The sequence below is a fragment of the Alkalicoccobacillus porphyridii genome, from assembly GCF_007293315.1.
In the GTDB taxonomy this organism is placed as follows: Bacteria; Bacillota; Bacilli; order Bacillales; family Bacillaceae_D; genus Alkalicoccobacillus; species Alkalicoccobacillus porphyridii.
This window is the reverse complement of sequence record NZ_VLXZ01000006.1, coordinates 202,839-224,466: the sequence shown is the minus strand read 5'-3', so window position 1 is coordinate 224,466 and position 21,628 is coordinate 202,839. Positions and strand designations below refer to the sequence as shown.

The window sequence follows — 21,628 nt, the reverse complement described above, 5'->3', positions numbered from 1 at the left end:
ATGTCTTAAGCTTTTGGTCCAGGCAAGTCCAATTGATAAAATGCAAGATCTAACCATTTATCAAACTTATAGCCCGCACGCCTAATCGTTCCAGAATGAACAAAACCAAGACGTTCGTGAACCGCAATGCTATTAGTATTTACAGCATCTATACCGGCAACCAGGGTAGCATACTCTTGCTCTTCAGCCAGCTTGATTATAGCTTTTAACAGCTTTGTTCCTAATCCTTTTTTCCGATAATCGCTGTGTACATAAACAGAATGCTCAACTGTATACTGATAGGCAGCATGCGGTCGAAACGAACCGTACGTGGCAAAACCATATACTAATCCATCCTCTTCCCCTTCAAAAACAAGGACAGGAAACCCGGATTCTTGTTTTTGGTTGTACCATTGCTTCATTTGCTCTAACGAATGTGGGTCATAATGATAGAGTGATGTGGTGAATAGAATAGCTTCATTGTAAATGTCTAAAATAGCTGGTATATCCTTTTCCTGTGCCTCTCGAATCATACAGTTTAACTCCTTAAGAGAAATTCATAAAGCTCAAATTAAATTAACTCAGTTAGTAATGTTTTTACCGAATTTGCGGTTCGTATATCACTTGAAAGCATACCATCAAGCTGGATAGCCTTTGAGGCCATTGGTCCGGAAACTCCACTTAAAATTAATTCTGTGCCAAGAAGCTTAAGTACATCCCGAAGTTTCACAAGATCTCTTACAACTAAATCATTAAAGGTTGTTAGACCGGATAGATCAACAATTAATGTTCTAATTTTTTGATTTACGACTTCTTTGGTTGAAATATCAAATACGTTATCAAATCGACTCTCATTCATTTCGCCAATGAGAGGCAGAACGGCAATATCTTTTACTAGTGGAACAATGGGACAAGCAAGAGACTTAATCTCGTTGAGAGACTTTTCATAGCTTGTTTCTACTTCTTTACGATAGGTTATGTCTTTTTGAACACCAATAAAATAATCTTTGCCTTCATCCTCCATATGTAAATAATCTACAGATAGATTGTTCCAGAAAGAAGTTCCATCCTTTTTATAATTTAAAAGCTCAACTGTGACAGACTGTTTATAGGTGATAGCTTCTCTGAGCTTTTGTAATTCCTTTTGATCTGTTTGCTCCCCTTGAAGAAAGCGACAGTTTCGACCAACAATTTCATCAGCTGTATAACCCGTCATTGAAAAGAAACCCTGGTTTGCATAAATAATAGGGTTGTCCTCTTGATTGGGATCAGTAATAATCATGCCGGCTTTTGTATGGTTTAATGCTTCGATTAATAATTTGTGATTTGCAAATATCCGTTCCATAAATAACCCTCCGGAAAAATTCATTCATTGTATAACCTATCATATCAAATAATCAATCGAAAAAGAATGCTGGAGCATTGGTAGGGGCATTTATGGTTCTATTGACATAGATAGATACAATTTTCCGCAAAAAAACCCCCAACACTTTACATGTTGAGGGCCCCATTTTCTTAATATGTTTCTAAATACTGATCTCTTTCCCACGGATGTACTTGCGTGCGGAACATATCCCATTCGATTTCTTTGGCTTCAATGAAATGCTCAATGGCATGCTCACCCATCGCTTGAACGATAACATCATCGGCAACAAGCTTATTAAGGGCTTCTTTTAAAGTGGCTGGCAGATCATTAATGCCTTCCTCCACCCGTTCTTCCTTACTCATCACATAAATGTTACGATCCGTCGCTTGTGGTGGAGTCATTTTGTTTCTCACTCCATCAAGTCCCGCTGCCAGCATTGCGGCCATGGCTAGATACGGATTAGCGGCTGGATCTGGGCTACGTACTTCAATACGAGTACTAACGCCACGTGAAGATGGAATACGAACAAGTGGTGAACGATTGCGCATGGACCATGCCACATATACTGGAGCCTCGTAACCTGGTACAAGTCGCTTATATGAATTAACAATCGGGTTCGTTAATGCTGTAAACGCCTCCGCATGAGCTAGAATTCCTGCAAGAAATTGCATAGCCGTTTTGCTTAACTGGGATTCTGTATTCTCATCATAGAATACATTGCCCTTTTCATTAAATAGTGACATGTTACAGTGCATACCTGAACCATTTACACCAAATAACGGCTTTGGCATAAACGTTGCGTGAAGACCGTGCTTACGTGCGATTGTTTTTACGACAAGCTTAAAGGTCTGAATATTATCGCAGGTAGTGACTGCATCTGCATATTTAAAATCGATTTCGTGCTGGCCGGGTGCCACTTCATGGTGGGAGGCTTCAATTTCAAAACCCATGTCCTCAAGCTCAAGCACGATGTCACGACGGCAGTTTTCACCAAGATCTGTAGGTGCTAAGTCAAAATAACCACCGTGGTCATTCAATTCTAATGTCGGTTTTCCTTTTTCATCATTTTTGAATAGGAAAAACTCTGGTTCAGGTCCAATGTTGAAGTCTGTAAAACCAAGCTCTTCAGCTTGTTTTAAAACTGATTTCAAAATTCCACGAGGATCTCCTTCAAAAGGGATTGGCTCTTCACCGGGTTTAGTCGGCTGATAGATGTCACAAATGAGACGTGCTACTTTCCCTTTCTCCGGTGTCCATGGAAAGACAACCCATGTATCTAAATCTGGGTATAGATACATATCTGATTCTTCAATGCGGACGAATCCTTCAATCGAAGAACCATCAAACATCATTTTGTTGTCAAGTGCTTTGGATAACTGATCAATCGGAATTTCGACGTTTTTAATTGTCCCCTGTAAATCGGTAAATTGAAGACGAATAAATCGAACATTATCTTCTTGAGCAATGCGTGTAATATCTTCTTTTGTATACGATGCCATAGTATGTACCTCTCCTCGCTAGTTTTTATAAAAAGGACAATCACTAAAAGCTATGTCCATCTTATATTTGATACCCATACCATTATCCTACTAAACGTCGAAACGCGCGTCAAATTCTGAATGTTCTAGATATTATCTAATAGAATGGTATCAAGTGCTTGCATGACAGCAATCTTGACATGTTCGTAGGTTAATCCACCCTGAACATAGGCAGTATAAGGAGGACGAATGGGTCCATCTGCAGTGAGCTCAATGCTGGCCCCTTGAATAAACGTCCCTGCGGCCATAATGACGTCATCGCTATAACCAGGCATAAACCCAGGCTGAGGCGTGACATGAGCATTTATAGGGGATGCTGCTTGGATGGCTTGACAGAAGGAAATCATTGATTTTGCGTCATTAAAGTGAACAGACTGGATTAAATCCGTTCGCTTATCCCGGTAAGAAGGAGTGGAACGATGTCCTGCCAATTCAAGTAAAGCAGCGGTAAACACGGCGCCTTTTACTGCTTGTGAAACCACGTGAGGGGCTAGAAAAAATCCTTGATACATCTCAAGTAAGCTATATAAACTAGCTCCTCCTTCTGCGCCGATACCTGGCGCTGCCAGTCGATAGGAGGACAGTTCAATGTATTCTGATTTCCCAACGAGGTAGCCACCGGTTTTGACGATACCACCACCTGGATTCTTAATTAGTGAACCAGCCATAATATCTGCGCCAACATGACAAGGTTCAAGCTCCTCTACAAATTCCCCGTAACAGTTATCAACAAAAATCACGACGTCTTCTTTCAACTTACGAATCTCTTTTATTAGGTCTTCAATGGCCTGAATCGTAAAGGATGGTCTGTCCGCATAACCACAGGATCGTTGGATGCCAATCATTTTTGTATTTGGTCCTATTGCTTTTGCAACAGCCTCAAGGTCAACCTTTCCTTCTGGAAGTAAAGGGATGGCTTGATAACCGATATTAAAATCTTTTAGTGAGCCTTTACCATTTCCTCTGATACCCACAATTTCTTCTAACGTATCATAGGGATTCCCTGTAATATAGAGTAGCTCGTCAGATGGGCGCAAAATACCAAATAAGGCGGTAGCAATTGCATGGGTTCCAGATATAATTTGTGGTCTCACTAAGGCAGCTTCTGCGCCAAACACATCGGCATATATTTTTTCTAACGTCTCTCTTCCGGCATCATCGTAACCGTATCCTGTCGATGGCGTAAAATGAAAATCAGATACCTGGTGCTTTTTAAATGAATTCATGACTCGTGCTTGGTTTTGTAATGCGATCGCTTCGATGTGATTATGCTGTTCCTTCGTTAAATGCTCAGCTTGTTCAGATAAAAATTGTAATTTTTCATGGTTAATAAGGTGCATGTACTTACTCCTGTCCTGATTCTTTGACCCCTAATTCTTTAGTGAGTGGGCTATCTGCCATTACGTAGCCCGATGCTAGGAAGGCTTGCTTCTCTTCCTCCCATGTTAGGGTTTCAACGATGGTACTGGTTTTAATAGATGATAACAGCTTACCTTGTGTGGCCTGTATCGTTACTTCATACGCAACCATCTGCTTACTAAGCTCTTTTTCTATTTGCTTGTTTAATTGATGAATATCTTCTTCCCTATAGGCACTCATTTCTACTGACGGAAAGCGATGATCAGGATAAAAAGCCCCTTTACGTTTTTCTTCTTTATTATAAATAAGCAGCTGCGGAATATGCTCAGCCTGTAGCTCTTGAATTAATCGCTGGACTGTATGCTGATGCTGTTCATATTCAGGATGAGAGCTGTCAACAACATGTAAGATAAGATCTGCATCTGTCAGCTCCTCCAAAGTAGAGCGAAAGGCCGCAATGAGTGAGGTTGGCAAATCCCGTATGAATCCCACAGTATCAGACATAATTACTTGTAAACCTGATGATAACCGCAGCTGTCTTGTGGTTGGATCAAGCGTAGCAAACAGCTTGTCCTCTTCAAGAATATCTGCCTCTGTTAATCGGTTTAATAACGTAGACTTACCTGCGTTGGTATATCCAACAAGCGCCACTTGAATAATGTGGTTTTGCTTGCGACGTTCACGGTAACGTTTTCGATGCTCTGTAACCGTTCGGAGCTGTTTCTCTATTTCAGTCATACGTCTTCGTATATGCCTTCTATCTGTTTCAAGCTGTGTTTCACCTGGGCCCTTGCTTCCAATACCGCCGCCCTGTCTCGATAATGCTAATCCTTGTCCAGCCAATCTCGGCAAAAGATAACTAAGCTGGGCCAATTCGACCTGAAGCTTTCCTTCTCTTGAGTGCGCTCTTCTAGCAAAAATATCTAATATTAGTTGAGTTCGATCAATAACCGTTACACCCGTTTCACGGTGAACATTACGCACTTGCGCAGTCGAAAGCTCATCATTAAAAACAATTAGATCTGCTTCTACCTCTTCAGCTAACACAGAGAGCTCTTCTACCTTTCCTGCCCCAATATACGTAGAGGGCTCTACCTTTTCTCGTTTTTGGGTAAGCGAGGCGACAACGTTTCCGTCTACTGAATAAACAAGACCTGCCAGCTCATCCATCGATAATTCAAAGGTAGACTCACTCTCATTTATATGACAACCAACCAATATGACCTTTTCCTGGTGTTTGTTGTTTCTATCTATCAATAGGCTCTTCCTTTCTTGCACACAGAAGAAGCAGACAATGTATTCTGCTCCTTCATTTACGTTCTATTTTATATGCTACTCAAAGTGTATCATGACTATCGGGAAATTTGAAATCATCGGCCGTTAAAGTGATGAGCGACTGACGATCATATGATTGATATCTCATTAAACGAACCGCTTGCTGTCTAATCGCTTTTTCAATTAAATTTCTCATGTATCTTCCATTACTAAATGTAGATTCATGATCATGTCTGAATTGCTTTATGTGCTCCCGTATATATAATTCTGCCTCACGATGTAGCTGGTACTCTCGTTCCTTGGCCATGTGAGTGATCATATCCATAAGCTCTTGTGTAGAATAATTCGGAAAGTCAATGGTAATAGGAAATCGTGAAGGTAATCCAGGATTTAACGAAAGAAAATGATCCATTTCTTTTGAATATCCAGCAAGAATTAGGATAAAATCATGCAAATGATCTTCCATACCTTTGACTAGGGTGTCAATGGCTTCTTTACCAAAGTCCTTTTCGCCTCCTCTGGCTAGCGAATATGCTTCATCAATAAATAAAACACCTCCACTTGCTCGTTTCATTAAGTCCCTTGTTTTTTGAGCTGTGTGGCCGATGTATTCACCTACTAAATCTGCACGTTCCGCTTCAATAAAATGCCCCTTCGAAAGAACATGCATGTCATGAAAAAAGCGTGCAATGACTCTGGCAACAGTGGTTTTCCCTGTACCGGGATTTCCTTTAAAGATCATATGAAGGACTTGTTTCGATGTTTTTAATCCTTGTAATTCTCTACGTTCATTCATATAGAGCCAGGCATACATTTCCTTAACCAGTCGCTTCACTTCTTCTAAACCGACATATTGTTTAAGCTGCTCTTCAAAACGAATAAAGGAATCATGGGTTTGTCGCTCTGCTTCGCTTTGCAGCCAATCTTCGGTACCGGTTGATTGTGTCTGCTGATTTAAAACAACATTGATCCGTGCATTTTTTTTCAGATTAGTTGGATGATTCATCTCACATCCCCCTTTTATCAATCTCATGTGCTTAAGCTGTATTCTACTATACGCCAAAAGATAGAAAGCGTGACAATCGCCTAATTTTTTCTTGATTCACATGTATGTATTGGTATACTAAAAAGAAAAAGGAGGTACCAGCTAATGACTGATTTGTATACACATCCTGTATTTGTTACAGATTTTCTAATATCCTTAGAAGAAAAGGGGCGTGCCTCCTCTACTATTAAACGATATAGCTATGATTTAGAGGATTTTTTTAAGTGGTTGATGAGTGATCAGGATCAAGACATGCAAACGATTTGGACCACACTTACGCACGATCAATTAGATACGTTCTTTTTGTATCTTATGGAGAAAAGAGGTTACAAAGTACGAACAATTCGTAGAATAATTTCTGTCACTAAACAGTTAGCAAAGTTTACGATTTCAACAGGAATGATTGTACGTCATCCTGCAACCGTGTATGAGCCTCCAAAGCTTACTGTGACTCCACTTGAGCGAAACGAGTGGCTGTCCCAGGATGAAGTGGATCAACTTCTTTCATCTGTACGATCAGAAAAAGGCCTAAGCGAAAATCAATTGCTTGCCAGACCCATGCTGACAAAACGAAACGACTGGATTCTTTCTCTTTTTATCATCTATGGTTTGACCCTACAGGAGGTCGCAAGAATTACTATGTTTGATATTCAATTTGCGAGAAATCAGCTTGTCGTAAGATCAACCTCTGATTCTACCAAAACAAGAGTAATTCAGCTAGAAGAGGAGGACAAACAAAAAGCCTTTGCATATTATCAAATGATCCCCGAGCCTGTACGTCCAAAACAGCATAGTAAGCAGCCCTTTCATGTTGCTTTTGATTTTCAGCGCCGTACCTTTCATTGGTCTTATCAGCAGGATCATCCAAAAGCCTTAACTGAAATCGCCATTCAAAAAATGATTCGCGGGGAAGTTGAACGATCTGGACTACGAAAGGGCATTTCAGCACAGCATTTGCGTCATACATTTATTCTTAAGAAGCTTTGCTCTGGGACATCCGTTGACGAGCTACAGCAATACCTAGGTTTCTCCAGCACCTTATCTCTTGATCGCTGCCTTCTGACACTTGATCACTTAAATGCACAGGAAAGACTGTTATTAACCAGCTGATAAAGATGTTTGCAAATAAAAAAAGCTTGTCGACCCTCTCGATGAACGAGCGTGTGTCGACAAGCTACATGCAGTAAGTAAATCTACATGTTTCCTGCTTATTCCTCTGTTTCAGCCTTTAATTGAACATTACGCTGCGGTGCAAAAGTAGAAATTGCATGCTTATACACAAGCTGCTGTTTCCCTTCTGTTTCAACAATCACTGTAAAGTTATCAAATCCTTTTATTAGACCACGTAATTGAAATCCATTTAACAAAAACACCGTAATGGGAATTGAATCTTTACGTAGTTGATTTAGAAATTGATCTTGAATGTTAATCCCTTGTTTCATCTGTATAGACCTCCTCTGTATTATATGTATACATTCGTCATTTACGAATTGTTTCCTTCAACGAATTTCTTAATTTGACTAAAAAGTACATCTTTTTCTTCAATACCAGCATCAAACCAATGAATATCCATTTTATTACGGAACCATGTCAGCTGGCGTTTAGCATATCTTCTTGAATTTCGCTTTAATAACTCAACAGCCTCATCAAGGGAGCACTCTCCACGAAGATACATCATAATCTCTTTATAGCCAATCGCTTGTGCGGATGGCTGATCCCTTAAGCCTTGATCCATAAGTCCTTTGACTTCTGAGACTAAACCTTGCTCTATCATATGATCTACCCGCTGATTAATTCGATCGTACAATTGCTCACGCTTTAAATCAAGACCTATCCCAATAAAAGGACGGGTAACCTCTTGTATCTGCTGCGCTGAAAATAATTCTCCAGTTACATGCTGAACCTCTAATGCTCTAATTACTCTTCTTACATTATTAGGATGAATTGTCTTTGCCGCTTCAGGATCTACTTCATAAAGCATTTGATGAACATACGTATGCCCCATGTTCTGAGCCAATTGCTCAAGCTTTAAACGGTAGTCCACATCCTCGGGTTTATCTGCAAATTGATAGCTATGAGTAACAGACTGTATGTACAACCCTGTTCCACCTACTATAATAGGTTGTTTCCCCTTGTCATCTATGGTCGTTAAAACAGCCTTACAGCGTTCTTGGAACTCGGCCACAGAAAAAGGTTGCTTCGGATCTTTAAAATCTAATAAATGATGAGGTACATCCTGCATTTCTTCCTTTGATACTTTGGCAGTTCCGATATCCATTCCTTTATACACTTGCATGGAGTCACCGCTGATAATTTCACCATCAAATGCCTTTGCCAGCTTAATGCCAAGCTCAGATTTCCCGACAGCTGTGGGACCTACTATGACAAGTAACTTCTTCATAATTGCCAGCCTCACTTTACCTTTGTTTCTTTTCTATAATGCCGTATTGAAACTTGGCTAGCCTTCTTTTTTCTACGTGAAAACCCCATTCATCAAAGCGAGTGCTCTGCCAATGATCCTTCAACACTACTCGGTATTTGGCAACCCGGGTCGCTTCTTCAATCGCTTCACTGGATAAAGTCTCATAATTGGCATATTGCTTTAATGCCTGAATACCTGTAGATTGATCTAATGCAGCCTCAAACATTGGATCAAAGTATACCACATCATAGGAGTTATCTGCTTGCAATTTTAAATAGTTAAGGTGATGCCCACTGATAACTTCGACTGAGCGCATCGCTGAACGAACCTTTTCCCCTGCATCCTGCCACTCTTGTAAACCCTGATGAACAATATACGCGATGGCAGGGTGCGCTTCAATACCCGTCACCCTTCCAGCCTCTCCAACGGCAAGCTTTGCTATAACGGCATCTGCTGCTAACCCTAGTGTACAGTCTAAAATTTGAGAGCCTGGTTTTAGTCCTGTAGCCTGTACAAAGACATCATAGCCATCTTTTAGAAACGCCTTTGCCCTAAAAGCTGCGGCATTAGGATGATAGAAAAAAGGAGCTTCTTCCCCATCATGATACAAGCTTAATCGGTTGGCGCCAGTAACCAATACCTCTTGCTTCCAACCATTTATTAGCTCTGAAACAGATAAATCATTGCGCTTAACAAACGAACAGTCTAAATCTATTGCTATTTGTTGAGCACGATCCTGTAATTGCTTCGCTTGTTTTCTTGCAGTCGTCACAATCACATGTGCTTCCTACTCTCTACATGACCCGCTTAAACATTTTTTCAAGTTCATAGGTCGTAAATTTAATTATAACTGGACGGCCGTGCGGACACGTAAAGGGGTCTGCACAAGCACTTAATGTATGCAACAAGGCTTCAATCTCATCCTCTCTGAGATGACGATTTGCTTTAATGGCTGCTTTACATGCCATCATGATGGCTGCCTCCTCACGAAGCTTCCCGATATCAATTTGCTTTGATTCAAGCAATTGATCAATCAATTCGCGAATCGTCTGCTCCTCATCCCCTTGTGGGAACCAAACAGGATGAGAACGGATACGATATGTTTGCCTACCGAACGTATCTAGATAAACGCCAACAGCCTCCAATTTGTCTAGATTTGCCTCAATGACCGCTGATTCTTGAGCTGTGCACTCAATTGTCATTGGTGTCAGTAATTCCTGCACATGTGGAGTCTGCTCTTTTACTTTATCGCGAAAATATTCATAATTAATTCGTTCCTGCGCGGCATGCTGATCAATCAAATAAAGACCCAGCTCATTCTGAGCCATGATATAGGTCCCGTGCATCTGCCCAATTGGATACAGGGTAGGGATTCTAGACTGCCTTTGCTCTGTTTCTTCCTCTAGATTAGGCTCTTCTGTTTGAACATGTGCTGTCTCTTTTTGAACAGGTTCCGTATCTTTTCTTTCATCTCTAATTGGCGGTAGATCCATGTCTTCATCTGATACTCTTGGCGTTTCACGAACATAAAAGGATTCCTGTGAGGAATCTTGGGTGTCCTTCTTGGCAACCGAAGTGTTCTCTGTAAAATCAAGTGAGATCTGGGTCGGTTCAATTGATTTTGCAGATTGTTTGGGCTGTTGTTGCTTAGGTATAAGCTGTTGCTCTTGAAAGACTTTTTTTATAGATGATATTAACAAATCTCCAAGTTCCGCTTCCTTACTTAATCGTACTTCGAGCTTTGCAGGATGAACATTCACATCCACAAGCATCGGGTTCATTTCAATTTGAATCACCGCAATGGGATATCGCCCAATTGGCAAGAGGGTATGGAACCCTTTTAAAATAGCTTGTGAGAGCGCATAATTGCGTATATACCGACCATTTATATAAATGGACATATATTGACGTGATGATCGATTCACTTCAGGTAAACAGACATATCCATTAACCGTATAATCAAGTGAGGATTCAGAGAAACTGACAAGCTTTGACGCAATGGTTCGGCCGTATATCTGTGCCATCACCTGGCGAATATCGCCATTGCCTGCCGTCTTTAATACCTGCTTTTGATTATGCACATATTCAAATGAAACATCGGGGTTTGACATCGCTAATCGATTCATTACATCAGAGACATGGCCAGACTCTGTGTGCGTTGTTTTTAGATACTTTAACCGGGCAGGCGTGTTGTAAAAAAGCTGGGAGATCATCAACTCTGTTCCCTTACGCGCATGCGCTGCTTTTCGACTCTCTAAATGTCCACCTTCAAGTGTCAGCTCTACACCTTTTCCTTGGCCCGTACTCGTACGGAGCAGTACATGGGACACGGATGCGATACTTGGTAAAGCTTCTCCTCTAAAACCCAGTGTCTGAATTTGAAAGAGATCTCGATCGGTTTGGATTTTGCTTGTTGCGTGACGCAGGAATGCCGTTTCAACATCCTCTGGAGTAATCCCACTTCCATTATCGACAACCCGTATAGAACCTAGTCCTGCCTCCTCTAGCTCTACTAAAATGGTTGTGCTACCCGCATCTAGCGCGTTTTCAACAAGCTCTTTCACGATTGAGGCCGGACGTTCTACTACTTCCCCGGCTGCAATTTTGTTTGAGAGTGCATCATCCAGCTGCCGGATGGTCGCCATGAATATCCTCTCCTTCACTTCTTTGATTACGATCTCAATTGTTTTTTCCAGTCATTAATCATTTGCATCGCTTCAAAAGGAGTCATATGCATAAGATCTGCCTGACTGATAGCCTCCAATACCTGTTTTTCGTGTTTAGAAGCAGTCGGCTTTGCTTTTGGCTTGTCTTCATAAGCGAATAATGATAGCTGAAGGTCCGACTCTTCATTCACTTTCTGTGGTGGCCTCTCTACTGTAGCGGCTGTTTGTTGGCCTGCACCTTCGAGTTCTTTTAATAATTCCTCTGCTCTTTGTGTTACACTGCCAGGTAAACCCGCAAGCTCTGCCACATATATTCCGTAGCTGCGATCAGCGGCACCATCTATCACTTTATGCAAAAAGACAACATGTCCATCTTGTTCAACAGCGGACACATGAATGTTCTGAAGCTGGCTAAGCGTTTGTTCCATTTGCGTCAGCTCATGGTAATGCGTTGAGAACATTGTCTTAGCTTGGATACGCTCGTGAATATATTCCATGATTGCCTGAGCCAAAGCCATTCCATCGTAAGTAGAGGTACCGCGTCCAATTTCATCAAGAAGCAAAAGACTATCTTGTGTTGCTTTTGTTAATGCGTGCTTGGTTTCTAACATCTCCACCATAAACGTACTCTGACCACTAGCAAGGTCATCAGCGGCACCTATGCGTGTGAAGATTTGATCAAAAATAGGAAGTTCAGCCTCATCCGCTGGTACAAAGCAGCCTATTTGCGCTAATACAGCTGTTAAAGCCAACTGCCTCATATAGGTGCTTTTCCCCCCCATATTTGGACCAGTTAACAACAACATCTGGCGATCATCACCCATGGTTACATCATTTGGCACATACTCCCCACGTGGAATAACTGTCTCTACAACCGGATGGCGATTATTTTCAAGCTGGATGCGTCGCTCTTCCGAGAATATTGGCTTCTGATACCGTCGTTGTTCACTCACCGTAGCAAAGCTTGTATAGACATCTAATTCACTTACTTGATTAGCTAGCTGTTGCAAATCTGGGACGTACTCTTTGATTTGGTCTCTTATTTCACAAAAAAGCTCGTACTCCAGCTTCTCCGTTTGTTCATTTGCTTCAAGAATTAAGGCCTCTTTCTCTTTCAGCTCCGGTGTCACATACCGTTCTGCATTTGTAAGTGTTTGTTTCCGTTCATATCTTCCCTCTGGAACAGCTGCAGCATTTGCCCGGGTCACTTCAAGGTAATATCCAAATACACGGTTATAGCCTATTTTTAACGTGCGTATGCCAGTTACTTCGCGTTCCTTGGCTTCAAGTTCGGCAATCCATTGTTTCCCGTTTGTACTAGCCTCACGGTAACGATCCAGATCCTCATGGTAACCGGTTTGAATGATCCCCCCTTCTTTTAAAGAGATAGGCGCCTCTTCAATTAAACTATTGTCTAAAACCTCTGCAATTCGTGTAAAGTGATCCAGGTTCTCAAACCAATTCCGAGCACTTGAAATATTGAGCTTACCAAGAATACTATGGATAGCGGGCAGACGCTGAAGTGACTTCCGAAGCTGAACCAGCTCTCGTGGCGTTACACTTCCATATGCTACACGAGCAGCTAATCGCTCTAAATCATAGATTGCTTTTAATTCATCACGTAGCTCCTCTCTTTCAAAATAATGCGTTAGAAAGGATTCAACGGCTTCTTGTCTCTCCATAATTTGTTGTTTTGAAACGAGAGGGCGCTCGATCCATTGTCTGAGCATACGCCCCCCCATGGCTGTTACAGTTTGATCAATGATTGCAAGTAATGACCCTTGCTTCTTTTTCTCACGTAGAGTTTCCGTTAGCTCTAAATTTCGTTTTGTATGCTGATCCATTTTTAGATAAGAGGTCGATGCATAATACGTTGCTGGCTGTAAATGCGCAAGAGAGCGTTTCTGTGTTTTAACTAAATATTGGAGTAAACGAGCATAGACGGTTTCTAGCTTAGGTTGCTTTAATTCTTTGTAAACCCAGCTGTACTCCACCTTATTATCAAGTTCGTCTTCAAATGAAATGGTAAGCTGTTTTTCCTTTTCTAGTCGTTCTAATAAACTAGCATCTATCGTGCTTGCCACAATAACTTCTTTTGATTTTGTAGCTAATACCTCTTGAACTGCTTCCTCAAACTCATCTCCAGTTAACGTCACTCTTCCTTCTCCTGTGGAAAGATCAGCAAAGGCCACTCCAAATGTTCCATCTTCATTTTGATGAATAGTAGAAAGATAATTATTTTCTTTCTCTTCTATAAAGCTCTCACTCATCATCGTTCCGGGGGTAAGAAGTTTCACAACCTCTCTTTTCACTACGCCCTTTGCCATTTCTGGATCTTCTACTTGTTCACATATAGCAACCTTAAAGCCCTTTTCGATGAGTCTTGTTATGTATTGTTCAGCCGAGTGATGCGGGACACCACACATTGGGATTCGCTGCTCACCCTGTCCTCTTCCTGTCAACGTAATCTCAAGTTCTCTTGACGCTTTGAGAGCATCTTCATGAAATAACTCATAAAAATCGCCTAAACGAAAAAAGAGAAAGGCATCTTGATAGTCTGCTTTTATCTCTAAGTACTGTTTCATCATTGGGGTTACCTGTGTCATAACTTCCTCCAGCCGTACATGGTTTAATCTTAGATAAGTATATCACGTGCTAGCTCTGCCTGCACTCTGTAGAAAAGTGAACACAACCAAAAAAAAGAACGGTAAGAATACCGTCCCTGTTTTACTTATCTAATTCTTCGTGCATGAAGTGTGGGTCCAAATTCTCCAACTCTTCATCTGTTACTTGATCTACATAATCCGAGATTGGGTAATCCTCAACAATTCCCTGTGGGTTGACCGCTACGGCTACCTTCGTTTCTCCAATACATTCTACAATAAATTCTCTCTCCACCTGAACGTCTACAGTGGTTCCATTTTCAGAGACAATGGCTTCAAGTGTATTGGGTTGCTGCACAGCCCGAGCAACCACTTCTAGGTCTTCTGTTAACACATTCTCATCCTTCATTGATAATGGCACAATATCAGTGTACGTAACCGTTTGGGTGGCTACATCGGTTTTCGTATTATTTGTATACGAAAACCAAACATTGATATCATACGTGCCTTGGACCTCAACCGTATCCCCACGCTTTTTTGCATCATAGCTATGATTAATAATCCAACATCCTAAAATACTGGATGGCCTGTGAGCAGGTGTAATATGATGTGTCGCTTCGGAGAATTTACGCCCCTTGCCACATACAGCCTTTGTAATAATCTCACGGTAACTTACCTCATTTTCAGACATTTGCTGAGCCTCCTATTCTCATATCCTTGCAGGCTGGTTGATGTGTCGGCTAGTGCCTACCATTCCGCCCAATTACCCTCATCCTATGCAGGGAGACTGATGAATGTGTTCAAAATCAAAAAGTAGGTCAAACCGTTTACTATACACCATATGAGAACGCGAATTAGAATAGTACAAAGAAGTTTTATGATAAATAAGAAGGTATGTTTAAGCAGATACGCTTAAAGATTGATTGATCATATTTGATAAAGATGTGGCTACAATTGTCTATTCTTAAACTAAGAGCATTCAGCGTCCGCTCCCGGAAAGTGTGCCCCATTGCAGGAGCGACGCCGAAGCCTCTATCTCAGAATTCATACCTCTTAAAGAAGTTGAACTCTATTCCACTATTCTAATTACTTTTTTAGCAAGAACCTTCGTTGAAAGTGATGCTGATTCACAGCGGATGGAATGGGGCCGACTCCGAGGGGATTGTACGGGCAGAGCTGAAATAAGATTGGCGCCAGCCAAGATTAGTTCAGCGCCCGCCCCCGGAAAGCGTGCCCCATTCCAGGAGCGACGCCGAAGTCTCTATCTAAAATACACTCAAACAACAAAACTCGTACCACTACAGAAGCGGTACGAGTTTTATTTAATGCTATTTTATTTAAAACGGACTCTTCACCGTTCTGCCTTTTATAAGATCGCCGTCTGTGGAAATAATAATTTCATCCGTTACAGTTTTGGAAATCGTATTTGAAATCATTTGCAGTAAATAGTTGACCTCAATCTGGCTGCGTTTGAATTCTTGAACGAGAGGAATATCATCAATTTCCTGATGCAATTCATCAATTTTTTCTTCAACTGCTTTAAGCGCTTCTGTCTTACCATAATGCTTTAAATTAACAGCCTCTTTTTGATTCTTTTTGATCTGCGCGATAAGCTCTTGAATGCGCAGATGATCATTTACTTGTGTCTCAGCACGTTTATAAAAATCAACCTCTTCTGATTCGGCGACCATCTTCGCCAACTCTCGAGCCTTTTGACGAACCTCATCCTTCGAGTATAGCTTTTCCATAACCTTTAGACCTCCACTGTTTCTGTTATTTCTCCATTAAGCGACCAGGTTTTTGCTTCAGTAATTTTCACATAAACAATTTGACCGATCATTGACTTCGGACCACGGAAATTGACTGTTCGATTTGTTCTTGTCCGTCCAGCCAACACCGTATCATCCTTTTTACTAGTACCTTCTACAAGGACCTCTACAATTTGATCCTGATAGGCCAAATTCTTTTTAGCTGAAATTTCATTAACAAGTTCATTTAACCGAGCTAGTCGTTTTTTCTTTACGTCCATTGGTACATTGTCTTGCATCTTAGCAGCTGGTGTTCCCTCGCGCGGAGAGTAAATATATGTGAACGCACTATCAAATTCTACCTCTTTCATGAGTGAAAGGGTTTCTTCAAACTGTTCCTCTGTTTCATTAGGAAATCCAACAATGATATCCGTGGTAAAAGAAGCATTAGGAATAGCCCTCTTGATCTTACCTGCAAGCTCAAGATAAGATTCTCTTGTATACTTTCGTGCCATCAGCTTCAGAATGTCAGAACTACCATGCTGTACCGGCAAATGAATATGTTCTACTAGGTTCCCACCTTGAGCCAGTACCTCAATTAGACGGTCATCAAAGTCTCGTGGATGGCTTGTCGTAAACCGAACACGTGGTATATCAATTTTGTGAATGGCATCCATTAAATCCCCAAGCCCATAACCTGTTTTTAGATCTTTTCCGTAGGCATTTACGTTCTGCCCTAACAAGGTAATTTCCTTATACCCTTGTCTGGCTAGATCCCGTACCTCTTCAATGATATCCTCGGGTAGTCTGCTTCGTTCCTTTCCACGTGTATAAGGCACAATACAATACGTACAGAATTTATCACAGCCATACATAATATTAACCCAGGCCAATGTTTTACCTTCACGCTTCCTAGGCATGTTCTCAACAATGTCGCCCTCTTTCGACCAAACCTCAACGACCATTTCTTTACCAAAAATCGCATCCCGAAGTAGGTGAGGCAGGCGGTGAATGTTATGTGTTCCAAAAACCATATCAATGTGCTGATGCTTTTGGAGAATACGGTTAACAACACTCTCCTCTTGAGACATACAACCGCATACGCCAATAATAAGCTCAGGCTTTTCCAACTTCAGCGGCTTTAAATGCCCAATTTCACCAAACACTTTATTCTCGGCATTCTCTCGGATCGCACAGGTATTTAAAAGAATGACATCTGCTTCCTCCGTTACGTCAGTAGCTTCAAAGCCCATTTCTGTAAGAAGGCCTGCCATGTTCTCTGAATCATGTGTGTTCATTTGACAGCCATACGTGCGAATAAGGAATTTTTTCCCCTTACCTAACTGTAATAATTCTGGTGGAACAACGTGCTCAGGACGAATGACCTGTGTTTCTTGCTTTCCACGGCGTTTCCCCTCTTTGTAATCAGGCTGATCATAGATTGTGATATCGCGACCATTTATACGCATCACTTTTTTGTGATCATCCTCTGATATCATTTTTGCTTTTGAAAAGTCAAAGTATTGACTATAATCCTTTGTTGGTGTTTGTGTTTGCTTTTGTTTGGGATCTATATGTGTATTTCCTAATTGACCTTTTCGTTGTTCTTCATTCATTCAAGTCAAGCTCCTTCCAAAAAAACATCGCTCTCTACTAATCCTATATTATACGTGTCCCTTTCAATAAACACAATGCAAAGAAACCAAGGCTAAAAAAAGAAGTGATCTGCTTAGAAGAGCAAATCACCTCTTTTTTGTACCAATTACCTTGGCTCAATAATTAACTTAATTGCCGTACGCTCTTCTCCATCAATCTCAATATCTGTGAAAGCAGGAATGCAAACAAGATCGATTCCACTCGGAGCTACAAATCCTCTAGCAATGGCTATGGCTTTAATGGACTGATTTAGTGCACCTGCTCCAATAGCCTGAATCTCTGCAGACCCGCGCTCACGAATAACTCCAGCTAAAGCTCCTGCTACAGAATTTGGTGTAGATTTTGCTGAGACTTTTAAGACATCCATTTTCGATCCTCCTCTATTCATGAGTCTGTTTTATTTGCTAATCCTAATGAGGTGAATGTTGTAGGATGGTCCAAGTAGGTTTATGAGCGTACTTCATTGATGCTAAGGATAGTTTCTTCTATTCTCACTACAAATCCATATAAGGATGATCCTCATTGATTTGCAGCCTTTTAATTGAAGCCGCCTGACCAGTTTTAGGATTGACATCTACAACCACGCCACTCAACTGTTCCCCGCCAGAGGCGACTTCAAACCTTGCAGGCAGATTTGTCAGGAATTTATGAAGAACCGGCTCGCGTTCTACACCTAAAATGCCATCGTAGGGACCGGTCATGCCAACATCGGTAATATAAGCAGTACCCTTTGGCAGCACTCGTTCATCCGCTGTTTGAACATGAGTATGCGTCCCAACAACTGCTGTTACTCGTCCATCTAAGTACCAGCCCATCGCTATTTTTTCACTGGTGGCTTCTGCATGGAAATCAACAAAGATATAGGGGGTTCTTTTTTCTGCCTCAGCAATTAACTCATCAGCCTTTCTAAATGGACAGTCATTAGCCGGAAGAAATGTACGCCCCATTAAATTAATGACGGCTACTTCTATTTGGTTGATTTGTACATAAACCATACCTGTGCCAGGAGTTCCCTCAGGATAATTGGCTGGACGTACCAACCATTTTGCTTCATCTATAAACTCAAAAATGTCGCGATTAGCCCATGCATGATTGCCAAGTGTAACCGCCTGCGCACCTGCATCAAGAAAACTTTTATATATTTTTTCAGTTATTCCTTTACCAGCCGCTGCATTTTCTCCATTGATGATTGTTAACGTTGGTTTATATTGTTTTTTTAAGCGCTTGACGTATTCCTGAATCATATGTCGACCCGGAGATCCGACCACATCACCAATAAATAATATCTTCATAGCTACCTCTTTCTAATGTTGTTCAAACAAAATAAAGCGGCATTAGCCGCTTTATTTCGCATACTCAACTGCCCTAGTTTCGCGTATTACGGTCACCCGAATATGCCCTGGATAGTCAAGTTCATCTTCAATTCGTTTTGTAATATCCCTTGCTAGCTTATGAGCCAATATATCATCAACTAAATCAGGGCGAACCATAATCCGAACCTCTCGTCCTGCCTGAATGGCGTAAGTCTTCTCAACCCCTTCAAACGATTCCGAGATCTCTTCTAGCTTCTCTAAACGACGGATGTAAGTTTCAAGGGTTTCTCTTCTAGCTCCTGGGCGGGCTGCTGATAATGCATCCGCTGCAGCAACAAGAGTTGAGATAACCGAAGTAGACTCTGTATCCCCGTGGTGAGAAGCAATTGCATTAATAACAACCGGGTGCTCTTTATACTTTGTTGCAAGCTCAACACCAATTTCAACGTGACTGCCTTCAACCTCATGGTCAATTGCTTTACCAATGTCATGAAGAAGTCCAGCGCGTTTAGCAAGCTTCACATCTTCACCAAGCTCTGATGCCATTAATCCCGCTAAGTGTGCAACCTCAATGGAGTGCTTTAGGACGTTTTGTCCATAACTTGTACGGAATTTCAGACGACCAAGAATTTTGATCAGATCAGGATGTAATCCATGTATGCCCATTTCAAATGAAGTCTGCTCACCGTACTCACGAATGGCCTCATCAACTTCACGTCTGGATTTATCCACCATTTCCTCTATTCTCGCCGGGTGAATTCGTCCATCCTGCACAAGCTTCTCCAGCGCAGTACGAGCAATTTCACGACGAATCGGATCAAATCCAGAAAGTATGACAGCTTCAGGGGTATCATCAATGATTAAATCAATACCTGTTAACGTCTCAAGAGCACGAATGTTTCGACCTTCTCGGCCAATAATTCGCCCTTTCATTTCGTCATTAGGCAATGTCACTACAGAAACGGTGGTTTCTGCTACGTGATCGGCTGAACAACGCTGAACAGCTAAAGATAGGAGTTCTTTGGCTTTTTTATCAGCTTCTTCTTTCGCCTGAGTCAATCGTTCTTTTATGAGAACAGCCGTCTCATGAGCAATCTCCTGTTCAACCTCTGAACGAACAGAGAGTTTTGCTTCCTCACGACTCATACCGGATATACGATCCAGCTCTTGCTGTTGCTTAGCAATGAGCTCATCCACTTTACTGTTCATCTCTTCAACTTGTCGTTGTCTTTTGGTGAGAGATTCCTCCCTTTTTTCCAATGCTTCTTCTTTTTTATCGAAGGTTTCGCTTTTCCGGTCTAGAATCTCTTCTTTTTGTACCAAACGATGCTCTTGTTTTTGAATCTCATTCCTACGTTCACGAACTTCACGTTCTGCTTCAGTACGAAGAGTATGAACTTCATCCTTTGCTTCAAGGATGACCTCTTTCCTATTCGCTTCAGCAGTTCGTTTAGCGTCTTCCACAATTTGATTCGCAGCATGTTCCGCGCTTACGATCTTCGCTTCTGCAATGGATTTTCGAACAAGATATCCAACAACTGCAACAACAAGTAATATGGGGATGAGAATATACAGTGGTATATCCATATTTTCACCTCCTCTTGCTATCTAATTGTTGGTTCAATCACTCTTTTTGCATAGATCCTTTTATTCATATCATCAAGTTCCATACATGAAAGCGGAAGAAATATAAAATAATAAGCCGCTTCACCTTTTAATTGTAAAGTGCGCCACCCTTGATGTCAAGCTGTGGAAACAGGGAGAGCTTCACTGATACCATCACGAATTGATACCTCGTAAGCCTTGTCTGCTGACTCTGTTAAATGATGATTATGTGTAACCATAATGATCTGTCTGCCAAACATTGTACTTAGTGATTTTAGAAATTCGTATAAATAGTATACATACTCATTAGATACATGTTTACCAGGTTCATCTAAAATTAGTGGCCCTGCTACCTTTGGCTGAACCGTTTCCATTAAAGCAACGCGCAAGGCAAGCGTAACAATATCTACGACGCCTCCCCCACGAGAATCCTGTGGCTTAGTCTTTACACGAACCCCTTCATATTCAGTTGTTACGTAGAACTCTGCAACGGTCCGACTTCCATGCTCCTCAAGCTCAATATTAAACGTAAACAACGGACCGAAGACATATTGCAACGCATTCGTTACCAGAGTTTCCATCTGCTGTCTCGCTTGTTCCCTTGCATACTCTGCTGATTGCTGAAGAAGAACTCTAGCCTTCTCATATACATCAATTGTATCCATGTACTCATTTAGTTTCTGTTCAGCCTGATGAAGCTGCTCTATAAGTACCTGTCTGCGAGCATCTAATCCCAGCCACGTTTGATGAGCTTGCTTTAGCTTCTGCTCAAGCTCTGCCAATTGCTCATGATTCATTTGGAATCAACTCTTTTGGTATGAGTGACCATGTTTCTTTCATCATCTGATCAATTTCCGTCTCTAGTTTTTTTATTTCATTCTCAAGCTGATCTGGTTCAACACCAAGCTCTTTTAGCTCTTCTAAAATTCTCTCTTTTTGATTTTCGAGTTCTTCTAGCTTCGCTTCAGCGCGATAACGTACATCACGTGCTTGATCAATTGCCTGCTTCATCTTTGCTAAATCCTGCTCTATTTGATTCATGTTTGTGCTCCT

20 protein-coding genes are annotated in these 21,628 nt (G+C 41.4%); 1 reads left to right on the top strand and 19 read right to left on the bottom strand.

Annotation, left to right across the window (positions count from 1 at the left end; genetic code table 11):
- Positions 1–5: 5 nt before the first annotated feature.
- The 6 genes from FN960_RS11895 to spoVK form a co-directional block, all read right to left on the bottom strand.
- Positions 6–512 carry a GNAT family N-acetyltransferase gene (locus tag FN960_RS11895; RefSeq protein WP_143848941.1) on the bottom strand — a complete coding sequence of 169 codons (507 nt, stop codon included), beginning with the start codon at positions 510–512 and terminating at the stop codon, positions 6–8.
- Between the two features lie 38 nt (positions 513–550).
- Entirely contained in the window at positions 551–1,324 is a 774-nt protein-coding gene (gene ytvA / locus FN960_RS11890; RefSeq protein ID WP_185971014.1) for a YtvA family blue-light photoreceptor, read from the bottom strand.
- 170 nt (positions 1,325–1,494) lie between these two features.
- Positions 1,495–2,844, bottom strand: a complete 1,350-nt coding sequence (gene glnA / locus FN960_RS11885; protein ID WP_143848939.1) for a type I glutamate--ammonia ligase — start codon at positions 2,842–2,844, stop codon at positions 1,495–1,497.
- A 125-nt stretch (positions 2,845–2,969) separates the two neighbouring features.
- Positions 2,970–4,223, bottom strand: a complete 1,254-nt coding sequence (locus tag FN960_RS11880; protein WP_143848938.1) for a methionine gamma-lyase family protein — start codon at positions 4,221–4,223, stop codon at positions 2,970–2,972.
- Between the two features lie 4 nt (positions 4,224–4,227).
- A complete protein-coding gene (gene hflX, locus FN960_RS11875; RefSeq protein ID WP_438799879.1) occupies positions 4,228–5,499 on the bottom strand; it encodes a GTPase HflX in 1,272 nt (423 codons plus the stop codon).
- Positions 5,500–5,578: 79 nt separating this feature from the next.
- A complete protein-coding gene (gene spoVK / locus FN960_RS11870) occupies positions 5,579–6,523 on the bottom strand; it encodes a stage V sporulation protein K (protein ID WP_143848937.1) in 945 nt (314 codons plus the stop codon).
- 144 nt (positions 6,524–6,667) lie between these two features.
- Here spoVK and FN960_RS11865 point away from each other — a divergent pair, with 144 nt between their 5' ends.
- Positions 6,668–7,672, top strand: coding sequence for a tyrosine-type recombinase/integrase (locus FN960_RS11865; RefSeq protein WP_143848936.1), 1,005 nt, complete (start codon positions 6,668–6,670; stop codon positions 7,670–7,672).
- 98 nt (positions 7,673–7,770) lie between these two features.
- Here FN960_RS11865 and hfq read toward each other — a convergent pair whose 3' ends face one another.
- From hfq to FN960_RS11800, 13 genes are all read right to left on the bottom strand, one after another.
- Entirely contained in the window at positions 7,771–8,004 is a 234-nt protein-coding gene (gene hfq / locus FN960_RS11860; protein ID WP_143848935.1) for an RNA chaperone Hfq, read from the bottom strand.
- A gap of 41 nt (positions 8,005–8,045) precedes the next feature.
- Positions 8,046–8,963, bottom strand: a complete 918-nt coding sequence (gene miaA / locus FN960_RS11855; protein WP_143848934.1) for a tRNA (adenosine(37)-N6)-dimethylallyltransferase MiaA — start codon at positions 8,961–8,963, stop codon at positions 8,046–8,048.
- Between the two features lie 16 nt (positions 8,964–8,979).
- Positions 8,980–9,762, bottom strand: coding sequence for a class I SAM-dependent methyltransferase (locus tag FN960_RS11850; RefSeq protein WP_143848933.1), 783 nt, complete (start codon positions 9,760–9,762; stop codon positions 8,980–8,982).
- Between the two features lie 16 nt (positions 9,763–9,778).
- A complete protein-coding gene (gene mutL, locus FN960_RS11845) occupies positions 9,779–11,629 on the bottom strand; it encodes a DNA mismatch repair endonuclease MutL (RefSeq protein WP_143848932.1) in 1,851 nt (616 codons plus the stop codon).
- Between the two features lie 26 nt (positions 11,630–11,655).
- Positions 11,656–14,256 (bottom strand): DNA mismatch repair protein MutS, encoded by a 2,601-nt coding sequence (gene mutS, locus FN960_RS11840; RefSeq protein WP_143848931.1) that lies wholly within the window; start codon positions 14,254–14,256, stop codon positions 11,656–11,658.
- Between the two features lie 121 nt (positions 14,257–14,377).
- Complete coding sequence (locus tag FN960_RS11835; protein ID WP_143848930.1) at positions 14,378–14,944, bottom strand: outer spore coat protein CotE; 567 nt, start codon at positions 14,942–14,944, stop codon at positions 14,378–14,380.
- 646 nt (positions 14,945–15,590) lie between these two features.
- Positions 15,591–16,001, bottom strand: coding sequence for a YlbF/YmcA family competence regulator (locus FN960_RS11830; RefSeq protein WP_143848929.1), 411 nt, complete (start codon positions 15,999–16,001; stop codon positions 15,591–15,593).
- Positions 16,002–16,006: 5 nt separating this feature from the next.
- Positions 16,007–17,617 (bottom strand): tRNA (N6-isopentenyl adenosine(37)-C2)-methylthiotransferase MiaB, encoded by a 1,611-nt coding sequence (gene miaB / locus FN960_RS11825; protein WP_143848928.1) that lies wholly within the window; start codon positions 17,615–17,617, stop codon positions 16,007–16,009.
- A gap of 146 nt (positions 17,618–17,763) precedes the next feature.
- Positions 17,764–18,024, bottom strand: coding sequence for a stage V sporulation protein S (locus FN960_RS11820; protein WP_143848927.1), 261 nt, complete (start codon positions 18,022–18,024; stop codon positions 17,764–17,766).
- A gap of 127 nt (positions 18,025–18,151) precedes the next feature.
- A complete protein-coding gene (locus FN960_RS11815) occupies positions 18,152–18,949 on the bottom strand; it encodes a TIGR00282 family metallophosphoesterase (protein WP_143848926.1) in 798 nt (265 codons plus the stop codon).
- A 51-nt stretch (positions 18,950–19,000) separates the two neighbouring features.
- Entirely contained in the window at positions 19,001–20,557 is a 1,557-nt protein-coding gene (gene rny / locus FN960_RS11810) for a ribonuclease Y (RefSeq protein ID WP_143848925.1), read from the bottom strand.
- A gap of 155 nt (positions 20,558–20,712) precedes the next feature.
- Entirely contained in the window at positions 20,713–21,372 is a 660-nt protein-coding gene (locus tag FN960_RS11805) for an AAA family ATPase (RefSeq protein ID WP_143848924.1), read from the bottom strand.
- Positions 21,362–21,616, bottom strand: a complete 255-nt coding sequence (locus tag FN960_RS11800) for a hypothetical protein (RefSeq protein ID WP_143848923.1) — start codon at positions 21,614–21,616, stop codon at positions 21,362–21,364. The genes FN960_RS11805 and FN960_RS11800 overlap by 11 nt, the downstream gene beginning before the upstream one ends.
- Between the last annotated feature and the right edge of the window lie 12 nt (positions 21,617–21,628).